General features: G+C 70.8%; 12 protein-coding genes. 4 read left to right on the top strand and 8 right to left on the bottom strand.

All coding sequences use genetic code 11. The features are described from left to right. Positions 1-372: 372 nt before the first annotated feature. On the bottom strand, positions 373-1,014 hold the full coding sequence (locus IG74_RS0142635; protein ID WP_030688787.1) for a DNA-3-methyladenine glycosylase: 642 nt from the start codon (positions 1,012-1,014) through the stop codon (positions 373-375). Positions 1,015-1,218: 204 nt separating this feature from the next. On the opposite strand from IG74_RS0142635, the gene IG74_RS0142630 reads away from it, so the two are divergent. The 3 genes from IG74_RS0142630 (at position 1,219) to IG74_RS0142620 (ending at position 3,324) form a co-directional block, all read left to right on the top strand. After that, on the top strand, positions 1,219-2,001 hold the full coding sequence (locus IG74_RS0142630; RefSeq protein WP_030688785.1) for a sporulation protein: 783 nt from the start codon (positions 1,219-1,221) through the stop codon (positions 1,999-2,001). A gap of 120 nt (positions 2,002-2,121) precedes the next feature. Beyond that, on the top strand, positions 2,122-2,661 hold the full coding sequence (locus IG74_RS0142625) for a YbhB/YbcL family Raf kinase inhibitor-like protein (RefSeq protein ID WP_030688783.1): 540 nt from the start codon (positions 2,122-2,124) through the stop codon (positions 2,659-2,661). A gap of 156 nt (positions 2,662-2,817) precedes the next feature. Then, complete coding sequence (locus IG74_RS0142620; RefSeq protein ID WP_030688782.1) at positions 2,818-3,324, top strand: HNH endonuclease; 507 nt, start codon at positions 2,818-2,820, stop codon at positions 3,322-3,324. A gap of 66 nt (positions 3,325-3,390) precedes the next feature. Here IG74_RS0142620 and IG74_RS0142615 read toward each other — a convergent pair whose 3' ends face one another. From IG74_RS0142615 to IG74_RS0142605, 3 genes are all read right to left on the bottom strand, one after another. Continuing rightward, the gene (locus IG74_RS0142615; protein ID WP_030688780.1) at positions 3,391-4,335 is read right to left on the bottom strand and encodes an SPFH domain-containing protein; all 945 of its coding nucleotides are present in this window, start codon (positions 4,333-4,335) and stop codon (positions 3,391-3,393) included. A gap of 147 nt (positions 4,336-4,482) precedes the next feature. After that, positions 4,483-4,911, bottom strand: coding sequence for an NfeD family protein (locus IG74_RS0142610; protein WP_030688778.1), 429 nt, complete (start codon positions 4,909-4,911; stop codon positions 4,483-4,485). 48 nt (positions 4,912-4,959) lie between these two features. Further along, the gene (locus tag IG74_RS0142605) at positions 4,960-5,751 is read right to left on the bottom strand and encodes an ABC transporter ATP-binding protein (protein ID WP_030688776.1); all 792 of its coding nucleotides are present in this window, start codon (positions 5,749-5,751) and stop codon (positions 4,960-4,962) included. Positions 5,752-5,880: 129 nt separating this feature from the next. Between IG74_RS0142605 and IG74_RS0142600 the strand changes: the two genes are divergently transcribed. Further along, positions 5,881-6,684 (top strand): hypothetical protein, encoded by an 804-nt coding sequence (locus IG74_RS0142600; RefSeq protein WP_030688774.1) that lies wholly within the window; start codon positions 5,881-5,883, stop codon positions 6,682-6,684. Positions 6,685-6,838: 154 nt separating this feature from the next. Here IG74_RS0142600 and IG74_RS0142595 read toward each other — a convergent pair whose 3' ends face one another. The 4 genes from IG74_RS0142595 to IG74_RS0142580 all read right to left on the bottom strand — a co-directional run bounded on the left by IG74_RS0142595 (position 6,839) and on the right by IG74_RS0142580 (position 9,449). After that, positions 6,839-7,081 carry a chaplin gene (locus IG74_RS0142595; protein WP_030688772.1) on the bottom strand — a complete coding sequence of 81 codons (243 nt, stop codon included), beginning with the start codon at positions 7,079-7,081 and terminating at the stop codon, positions 6,839-6,841. A gap of 113 nt (positions 7,082-7,194) precedes the next feature. After that, a complete protein-coding gene (locus IG74_RS0142590) occupies positions 7,195-7,440 on the bottom strand; it encodes a chaplin (protein ID WP_030688770.1) in 246 nt (81 codons plus the stop codon). Between the two features lie 196 nt (positions 7,441-7,636). Next, positions 7,637-8,311, bottom strand: coding sequence for a response regulator (locus IG74_RS0142585; protein ID WP_234334645.1), 675 nt, complete (start codon positions 8,309-8,311; stop codon positions 7,637-7,639). After that, complete coding sequence (locus IG74_RS0142580) at positions 8,304-9,449, bottom strand: GAF domain-containing sensor histidine kinase (protein WP_030688764.1); 1,146 nt, start codon at positions 9,447-9,449, stop codon at positions 8,304-8,306. The genes IG74_RS0142585 and IG74_RS0142580 overlap by 8 nt, the downstream gene beginning before the upstream one ends. Positions 9,450-9,733 lie beyond the last annotated feature (284 nt).

Raw genomic sequence — 9,733 nt, 5'->3', positions numbered from 1 at the left:
GGCACGCTGTTGAGTTCTCAAGGAACGGACGCTTCCTTTGTACTCACCCTCTCGGGCTTTCCTCCGGGCGCTTCCCTTCGGTATTTCGTGTTTCCAACCTTACCAGATCTGCTTTCCGTTCCGTTCCCGGTTCGGATTTCATTTCCGGTGGCCGTTGGAGGGCCTTTGCCTTTCGGCGTGGTCACTACTTTAGCGGATCCTCCCGGCGACTCATAATCGAGTCTGCGGATTCGAATTTCGGCATGCGGACATGCGAAATAAGACCCCGCGAAGGGGAAGTCGTAGGTAGTGGTTGGCCGCTTCCGGCTGCAGGCTGATTGCCGTACCCGGGTCAAGCGGCTCGGGCTACATTACGGACGTGCCAACGCCACGTCAAGTTCGGCGACGGCGGGGCGTATGGGCCCGATAAGGGCTGACTGTGGGGTCGTTGGCCTCCCAGAAGCGCCACGGGTGGACGCTGCCCTCGCCGCCGACTCCGGTTCGGGGACCGCTCTTGACCTGGTCGGGGTGGGTGGGTATCCCCGTGAGAATGCTGAGGGGTGCCTCGGGGCCGGCGCAGACGTCGGTGCCGTTGAGGGCGCGGTCCACGTCGAGGGCCGTGGCCAGGCGCGCGGGGCCTTTGGCCAGTTCCTTGTCGTTTCGGGCCGAGAGTCGACGTTTGCGGGCCAGTGCGGCACCTTCGACGACCTCCCCCGCGCGCAGCAGCACCCCGCTCGCGGCGCCCTCCGGGCCGCACACGAAGTTGAGGCAGTGCCACATGCCGTAGGTGAAGTACACGTACGCGTAGCCGGGCGGGCCGAACATCACGTCGTTGCGAGCGGTGCGGCCCCGATAGGCGTGCGAGCCCGGGTCCGCCTCCCCCGCGTACGCCTCGACCTCTGTCAGGCGCAGCTCGATCGGGCCGTCCGGCGAGTTGCGCACGAGGACGCGGCCGAGCAGGTCGGGGGCCACCTCGAGGACGGGTCGGTCGAAGAACTCTCGGGGCAGGGGCGTACGGTCAGGTCCCGCGATCATGGCGTACGAGCGTAGTGCACCGGATGTGTGCGGGTTCCGCGCGGAGGGCCGGCGGAACCTGGTCCGGGGGCCTTCTCGCGGCGAACGTGAGAGCGCAAGGGTGAGAGCGCGGAACCACAGACGCGCTGGTCGCGTTTGTACGGATCGAAGTCGACGATCCATCGAACGAATCAAGCCACAGGCAGGGTCCTGGGGAGGAGAGTCATGGGGTTCAAGAAGCTCCTTGCGAGTCTCGGTGCCGGCGGTGCGTCCGTCGAGACGGTGCTGACCGAGGCCAACGTGGTGCCGGGCGGTGTCGTCCAGGGCGAGGTGCGCATCCAGGGCGGCTCCGTCGACCAGCAGATCGAGGGACTGGCCGTGGGTCTGCAGGCCCGGGTCGAGGTCGAGGGCAACGACCAGGAGTTCAAGCAGGACGTCGAGTTCACCAAGCAGCGCCTCGGCGGTGCCTTCGAGCTGAAGGCGAACGCGGTGCACGCGGTGCCGTTCGGCCTCGACATTCCCTGGGAGACGCCGATCACCCACTTCGCCGGGCGCGAGCTGCACGGCATGAACATCGGTGTGACGACGGAGCTGGCGATCGCCCGCGCCGTGGACTCCGGTGACCTTGACCCGATCCACGTGCACCCGCTGCCCGCGCAGCAGGCCGTCCTGGACGCCTTCGGGCAGCTGGGCTTCCGCTTCAAGAGCGCCGACATGGAGAAGGGCCACATCCGCGGCACGCGGCAGAAGCTGCCGTTCTACCAGGAGATCGAGTTCTTCCCGCCGGAGCAGTACCGCGGTCTGAACCAGGTGGAGCTGAGCTTCGTCGCCGACGACCGCGAGATGGACGTCGTCCTGGAGATGGACAAGAAGCCCGGCCTGTTCAGCGAGGGCAGCGACTCCTACAAGTCGTTCACGGTCGGCCTCCACGACTTCCAGGGCACGGACTGGGCCGCGTACCTCAACGCGTGGCTGTCCGAGGTCGGCAGCCGCCGCAACTGGTTCTGAGGCCTAGGCTCGTCAGCGCGGGCGGTCGCCGTGATCGTGGGTGATCGCCCGCGCTGGAGAACCGTTGTCCGTACTGATCCATCAGTAGCGATCAGTCTGTACCGATCAGGAGGTGCCTACGTGGCCGAGGTCAACAGGCCGCCGCTGCCGCACGACTTCCACCCGCCCGTGCCGTCGTTCACGGTCGCGAGCGCGGACTTCGAGGCGGGCGCGACGCTGCCGGACGCCCAGGTGTACGCGGCCGGGAACACGTCGCCGCAGCTGCGGTGGGAGGGCTTCCCGCCGGAGACGAAGAGCTTCGCCGTGACGTGCTTCGACCCGGACGCCCCCACGGGGAGCGGCTTCTGGCACTGGGTCGTGTTCGACATCCCGGCCTCGGTGACCGAGCTGCCGACCGGTGCGGGCAGCGGCAAGTTCGAGGGGCTGCCCGACGGCGCGGTCCAGGTGCGCAACGACTACGGGACGCAGGACTTCGGAGGTGCCGCCCCGCCGCCCGGTGACCCGGCGCACCGCTATGTGTTCACCGTGTACGCGGTCGACCAGGAGAAGCTGGGGCCCGACGCGGCCGCCACGCCCGCCGTGGTCGGCTTCAACCTGCGGTTCCACACGCTCGCGCGGGCGCACGTGGTCGCCGAGTACGCGGCGCTCGCGGAGGACTGACACCCGCCGACCGTTCATTGAACGTTTGCCCGCCCCTGGTCTTGGAAGTGATCAGGGGCGGGCATCTTTTATTGCGTTGTCCATCCCGGCGCGCCCGGCCAGAGTTGATCCAAGCCCGCCACGGGGGTGGGCGGGTGCACACGGGAGGTGGGCGAGATGCGAGACACGCTGGTCCTGAACGCGAGCTTCGAACCACTGTCGACGGTGACGCTGAACCGAGCCGTCGTGCTTGTCCTCCAGGACAAGGCCGTCGTGGAGCACGCCCACCCCGGCCTGCGGATGCGCGCCGCCGATGTGGTCCTCCCGGTGCCCCGGGTGATCAGGCTCTGCCGGTACGTACGCGTGCCGTTCCGAAGACGTGCTCCGTGGTCACGGCGCGGGGTGCTGGTGCGCGACCGGCACCGGTGCGCGTACTGCGGCAGGCGCGCGACGACCGTGGACCACGTGGTGCCCCGGTCCCAGGGCGGTGCGGACAGCTGGCTGAACACGGTGGCGTCGTGCGCGCTCGACAATCACCGCAAGGCGGACCGGACGCCGGAGCAGGCGGGGATGCCGCTGCTGCGGGAGCCGTTCGAGCCGACGCCCGCCGACGCGATGCTGCTCACGCTCGGGCGTGAGGACCTGGAGGCACTGCCCGACTGGCTGTCACAGCCCGCCGCCTGACCGCAGGTACGACGTTGGGGCCGCACCCTTCGAAGGGTGCGGCCCCAACGTCGTACCGTACGCGCGTCAGTCGATGGGCGGCTGTTCGCGGCGCTCCACGCCGCCCGAGGACTTGGCGGCGGGGCCGCCGCCGGAGATCGGGCCGAAGTTGCCGAGCGCGCCGCCGAGGCCCTTGAGGGCGTCGCCGATCTCGCTGGGCACGATCCAGAGCTTGTTGGCATCGCCCTCGGCGATCTTCGGGAGCATCTGGAGGTACTGGTAGGACAGCAGCTTCTGGTCGGGGTCGCCCGCGTGGATGGACTCGAAGACCGTGCGGATCGCCTGGGCCTCGCCCTCGGCGCGCAGGGCCGCGGCCCTGGCCTCGCCCTCGGCGCGCAGGATCGCGGACTGCTTCTCACCCTCGGCGCGCAGGATCTCCGACTGACGGACACCCTCGGCCTGGAGGATCGCGGCGCGCTTGTCGCGGTCGGCGCGCATCTGCTTCTCCATCGAGTCCTGGATGGAGGTGGGCGGCTCGATGGCCTTCAGCTCGACGCGGTTGACGCGGATGCCCCACTTGCCGGTGGCCTCGTCGAGGACGCCGCGCAGCGCCGCGTTGATCTCCTCGCGGGAGGTCAGGGTCCGCTCCAGGTCCATGCCACCGATGATGTTGCGCAGGGTGGTGACGGTGAGCTGCTCGATCGCCTGGATGTAGCTGGCGACCTCGTACGTCGCGGCGCGGGCGTCGGTGACCTGGTAGTAGATGACGGTGTCGATGTTCACGACCAGGTTGTCCTGGGTGATCACCGGCTGCGGCGGGAAGGGCACGACCTGCTCGCGCAGGTCGATGCGGTTGCGGATGGAGTCGATGAACGGGACGACGATGTTCAGGCCCGCGTTCAGGGTGCGGGTGTAGCGGCCGAAGCGCTCCACGATGGCGGCGCTGGCCTGCGGGATGACCTGGATCGTCTTGATCAGGGCGATGAAGACCAGCACCACCAGAATGATCAGGACGATGATGATTGGTTCCATCGTGGTTCCCCACTACCCTTCGTGCTTCGGCGGTTCCGGAAGATCTTGGCGATCTCGCTGCGAGTCTCTCAGAACGCCGCCTGCCCCGTAGGGGGTTCCGATCACCCGGCGGCGTCACCTGAAGGCCTGACGGACGGCTTCGCGCCGTCACATCACGACGGCGGTCGCTCCGTCGATCTCGACGACGTCCACCTGCTGGCCGACCTCGAAGGTCTGCTCGGTGTCGAGCGAGCGCGCCGACCAGACGTCACCGGCGAGCTTGATGCGTCCGCCGGAGGCGTCCACCCGCTCCAGGACGACCGCGGATCTGCCCTTCAAGGCGTCGATGCCACTGGCCAGTTCGGGCCGCTGGGAGCGGTGCCGGGCCGCGATCGGCCGTACGACCGCGATCAGGGCGACGGAGACGGCGACGAAGACGATTGTCTGCGCCACGGCTCCGCCCCCGACGGCCGCGGTCGCCGCGGCGGCCACCGCGCCGACGGCGAGCATGCCGAACTCCGGCATCGCGGTCATTACCAGCGGGATTCCCAGGCCGACCGCGCCGATCAGCCACCACACCCATGCGTCGATGTCCACATAATCATGGTAGGGCCGCGACTCCCGTTACGGACAGGGCGTGCCGGGTCAGCCGAGCGGCAGGCCCTGCGCGGTCCAGCGGTCGCCCCGCTGCTCGACGACCAGCGGCAGGCCGAAGCAGAGGGAGAGGTTGCGCGAGGTCAGTTCGAGCTCCAGCGGGCCCGCGGCGAGGACCTTGCCCTGGCGGATCATCAGGACGTGTGTGAAGCCCGGGGCGATCTCCTCGACGTGATGCGTGACCATGATCATCGAGGGGGCGATGGGGTCGCGGGCGAGCCGGCCGAGGCGGCGCACGAGGTCCTCGCGGCCGCCGAGGTCGAGACCGGCGGCGGGCTCGTCGAGGAGCAGCAGCTCGGGGTCGGTCATCAGGGCGCGGGCGATCAGGGTGCGCTTGCGCTCGCCCTCCGAGAGGGTGCCGAACTTCCGGTCCAGGTAGTCGCTCATGCCGAGGCGGTCGAGGAAGGCGCGGGCGCGCTGCTCGTCGATGTCCTCGTAGTCCTCCTGCCAGCCCGCCGTCATGCCGTACGCGGCGGTGAGGACGGTCTGCAGGACGGTCTGGCCCTTCGGCAGCTTGTCGGCCATGGCCATGCCCGCCATGCCGATGCGCGGGCGCAGCTCGAACACGTCGACCTTGCCGAGCTGTTCGCCGAGGACGGTGGCGGTGCCCTTGCTCGGGAAGAGGTAGCTGGACGCCACGTTGAGGAGGGTGGTCTTGCCCGCCCCGTTCGGGCCGAGGATGACCCAGCGCTCCCCCTCCTTGACCGACCAGGAGACCTGGTCCACCAGAGCCCGGCCCTCGCGGACCACGGATACGTCCTTAAGCTCCAGTACTTCGCTCATGAGCGCGGTCTCTCCCATTGCAGTCTCGGCTGTCGCGGCGTCAGTGGACTCTGTGGACGCAGCCCCCGGATAAAACCTACGCCACTGGCCGAGCGTTCCCGTGCTGAGGCTGGTCCTTAGGCTGTGTGCATGCTCTCGGAACCACGCTCAGGACGCTTGGCCGCATGGGGAAATGCCCTTTTGGCCGGACTTGTTTCGCCGGATGACGCGGTGCACGCGATCGTGGACGACGACGCGGTGCACCGGGTCGAGGGGCTGCCGGGGGAGCCGGCGCCCGTCGGTCTGACGCTCGCGCTCGGACGGCTGCGGGGGCTCGGGGTGACCGGCCTCCGGGTGGCGCTGCCGGTGCCGGGCCATCCGCTCGGGCTGAGCGGGCCGCCCGCCTTCAACGAGCGGGCCCTTGAGGCCGAGGAGGCCGTCGTCGCGTCCGGCGCGCCGTACGGTCTCGTGCCGGAGGTGTACGAGGCGGGCCCCGAGAACGCGGCGGCCGCCGAGGACGTCCACGTGGAGGTCGTGTGGCACTGCCTGCCGGTGCGGGAGGCGCCGCCCGCCGACGTGCCGTCGCTCGGCGAGGCGGAGCGGGAGCTCGCGGAGGCGATGCGGGAGGCCACGCGGGTTCTCTCCCGGCTCGACGTGGCAGCTTCGGGGCCGCTCGCCGAGGCGGCGCTCGACGCCTATCGGGCGCGGGCGGACCGGGGGCGCGAGCTGCTCGCGCCGGGGTATCCGCCGCGCGCGGTGCGGGTGTTGGAGCTGGCGCAGCGCGTGGGCCTGCTGGTGTCGATGGCCTACGACCACGGGCACGGCGGGGCCGTGAGCGCGTCGGAGATGGCCGCGCGGGCCGCGGCGCTTCAGCCGGTGGAGCGGACGGCCCGGCGGGCGCAGGTCGCCGCGTACAACTCGTACGTCGAGGTGCTTGAGGGCGGGCGGGGGTAGTCCGGCCCGCCCGCTGGCCCGCCGCTGCCGGGGCGCCTGTGGGGCTGCCTACCGGGGCGCCTGTGAGGGTGCCTTCCGGGGCGTCAGGGGGGCGGACGCGCGGGACCCCGCGGACCTGTGGTCCGCGGGGTCCAGTGCCCGTGGGTGTCGCGCGTCAGTGGTTCGCCGACTGGTTGCCGAACGCGGGGTTCAGGATGCCGACCACATTCGCGCTGTTGCCGGTGGCGTTCACCGGGATGTGGACCGGGGCCTGCACGAGGTTGCCGGAGCCGACGCCCGGGGAGTTCTTGGCGTTGCCGTCGGCGTGGGCGTCGGTGGCGGAGGCGGCTCCGGCGGAGGCGCCCGCGGCGAGACCGGCGACGGCTACGGCCAGGGCGGCCTTCTTGGCGATGCTCATGGGTGTGTTCCTTCTGGTGGCGCTGGTGGGCGGGGGCCCCGGCCCTGGGGCCGGGGCTGTGCTGGGCGACGCGACGCGCGCGGCCTGGGGGGGGGTGGGCCGCGCGCGGGCGGTCAGACGTTCTCGCAGACGTTCCCGAAGGTGGGGTTCAGGATGCCGACGACGCTGACGCTGTTGCCGCAGGCGTTGACCGGGACGTGCACCGGGGCCTGGATCTGGTTGCCGGAGACGACGCCCGGGGAGTTCTTGGCGTTGCCGTTGGCGTCGGCGCCGCCGTGGGCGGAAGCCATACCGGCACCGGCGACCAGCAGGCCACCCGCCATCATCGTGATGGCCGCGGCCTTCTTCACGTTCTTCACTGCTGAAACCCTCCTAGCGGAAGCTGCGGCTGAAGCGCCGCAGCACGCACTGGAGAACGGCCGCGCACCGCGGGGGATGCGCCATCCGGGGGACATCCACACGACGGTATGAATCTCAGCCCGGAACGCGACGGTCCGTACTGACCGCCCCCGGTGTGCGCCCGGGGCGCTCACCGCCCCGGCGCGCCAAGGGGCATCAGCCCGCCACGCCGTGGCGCACGGCCCAGAGCGCGGCCTGGGTGCGGTCCGCGAGGTCGAGCTTCATGAGGATGTTCGACACGTGCGTCTTGACGGTCTTCTCGGAGAGCACGAGGGCGCGGGCGATCTCGCGGTTCGAACGGCCGTCCGCGATCAGGCCGAGCACCTCGCGCTCCCGCTCGGTCAGGGAGCCGCCCCTGCCCTGGGAGTGGTTGGCCTCCTCCTGGGACAGCAGGGCGCCCGCCACCTCGGGCTGGAGCAGGACGTGCCCGGCGTGCACGGAGCGGATGGCTCCGGCGAGGGCCTCGGGGTCCACGTCCTTGTAGACGTACCCGGCGGCGCCCGCGCGCAGGGCGGGCACGACGGTGCGCTGCTCGGTGAAGCTGGTGACGATGAGCACGCGCGCGGGGTTGGCCAGCTCGCGCAGCTTGCGCAGCGCGTCCACGCCGTCCATGCCGGGCATCTTGACGTCCATCAGGACGACGTCCGGCTTCAGCTCCTCGGCGCGTGCGACGCCCTCGGCGCCGTCCGACGCCTCGCCGACGACCTCGATGTCGTCCTGGATCTCCAGGAACGTCCGCAGGCCGCGGCGCACCACCTGGTGGTCGTCGACCAGGAGCACCCGGATCCGCCCTGTGACCGGGGCGGGCACCGCCCCTTCGTTCTCAGCCACCGGGAACCTCCATCTCGATCGTGGTGCCCTTGCCGGGCTCCGATGCCACGGTCAGCCGTCCGCCGACCCCGCCGGCCCGGTCCCGCATGGAGACCAGGCCCAAGTGCCGCCCGGCGCGACGCGTCGCGCGCGGGTCGAATCCCTTGCCGTCGTCCGTGACGCGCAGCACCGCGCCCGTGCCGTGCCGCTCCAGGGTGACGCTCACGCGGTCCGCCTCCGCGTGCCGCAGCGCGTTGTGCAGGGCCTCCTGGGAGACGCGCAGCATGGCTTCCTCCTGGGCCGCGGGCAGGGCGCGCACGCCGGTGCTCCCGAAGGTGACCGTGGCCGAGTGGGCGCGGTCCAGGACCTGGATGTGGGTGCGCAGGGTGGCGACCAGGCCGTCCTCGTCGAGGGCGGCGGGGCGCAGCTCCACCACCGCCGCGCGCAGCTCGTCCGCCGCCTCGGCCGCGAGCGCGGCCACCTGCTGGAGCTCGCCCTTGGCGCGGGCCGGGTCCCGGTCGACCAGGGCGGTGGCCGCCTGGGCCGTCAGGCGCAGCGAGAACAGCTTCTGGCTGACGGCGTCGTGCAGTTCGTGGGCGAGCCGGGAGCGCTCCTCGGCGATGGTCAGCTCGCGGCTGCGCTCGTACAGGCGGGCGTTGGTGAGGGCGATGGCCGCGTGCTGGGCGAGGATCGAGAGCAGTTCCTCGTCGTCCTCGTCGAAGCCGCAGCCGCCGGCGGGCTTGGAGCAGTTCTTGTTCGCCAGGAAGAGCGCGCCGAGCGTCTCGTCGCCGTACCGGATGGGCAGGCCGAGGAAGTCGGACATGTCCGGGTGGGCGGATGGCCAGCCTTCGAAGCGGGGGTCCTCGCGGACGTCGGCGAGCCGCTCCGGCTCGGCCTTCTGGAGCATCGCGGCGAGGATGCCGTGCTGGCGCGGGAGCGGTCCGATGGCCTTCCACTGCTCGTCGGTGACGCCGTCGACGACGAACTGGGCGAAGCCGCCGTGATCGTCGGGGACGCCGAGGGCCGCGTACTCCGCGGAGAGCAGCTCGCGGGCGGAGGCGACGATCGTCTTGAGGACGTCACGCACCTCCAGCTGGCTGCTCATGGCGAGCAGGGCCGAGCTCACCGCGTACAGCCCGGACCGGGGACCTTGACTCATGCGCCAACCGTACCGGCGAGGTGTGACAGCGCGTATCCGACCTGTGGCGGCAGGGGGCTAGGGCGCTGGGACTAGGTCGAGGGGCCCTCGATCCCCCGCCTTAGGACGGCCCGGCGCCTTAGGACGAAGGGACCCGTGGCGCTGCGCCCGGCGTACGAGGCGCGGGGGCGGGTGCCGTTCCTACGGTGTAACTGGTTAGGTCTGTGGGGCTGGTGGGTGTGCCGGGCTGCAGGTTGGCGGTTGCCGGTGTCCCGGCGTTGAGAGGGCTCCTGGTTTGATCTTGG

The organism is Streptomyces sp. NRRL B-1347, from assembly GCF_000720325.1.
Taxonomy (GTDB): Bacteria; Actinomycetota; Actinomycetes; order Streptomycetales; family Streptomycetaceae; genus Streptomyces.
This window is presented reverse-complemented; position numbering and strand designations above follow the sequence as displayed.

What these genes read in the sequence shown, in the direction of transcription:
- IG74_RS0142620 (WP_030688782.1), top strand. Translation starts at nt 2,818, where the DNA reads ATGCGAGACACGCTGGTCCTGAACGCGAGCTTCGAACCACTGTCGACG.
- IG74_RS0142595 (WP_030688772.1), bottom strand. Translation starts at nt 7,081, where the DNA reads ATGAGCATCGCCAAGAAGGCCGCCCTGGCCGTAGCCGTCGCCGGTCTC.
- IG74_RS0142630 (WP_030688785.1), top strand. Translation starts at nt 1,219, where the DNA reads ATGGGGTTCAAGAAGCTCCTTGCGAGTCTCGGTGCCGGCGGTGCGTCC.
- IG74_RS0142605 (WP_030688776.1), bottom strand. Translation starts at nt 5,751, where the DNA reads ATGAGCGAAGTACTGGAGCTTAAGGACGTATCCGTGGTCCGCGAGGGC.
- IG74_RS0142600 (WP_030688774.1), top strand. Translation starts at nt 5,881, where the DNA reads ATGCTCTCGGAACCACGCTCAGGACGCTTGGCCGCATGGGGAAATGCC.
- IG74_RS0142580 (WP_030688764.1), bottom strand. Translation starts at nt 9,449, where the DNA reads ATGAGTCAAGGTCCCCGGTCCGGGCTGTACGCGGTGAGCTCGGCCCTG.
- IG74_RS0142635 (WP_030688787.1), bottom strand. Translation starts at nt 1,014, where the DNA reads ATGATCGCGGGACCTGACCGTACGCCCCTGCCCCGAGAGTTCTTCGAC.
- IG74_RS0142615 (WP_030688780.1), bottom strand. Translation starts at nt 4,335, where the DNA reads ATGGAACCAATCATCATCGTCCTGATCATTCTGGTGGTGCTGGTCTTC.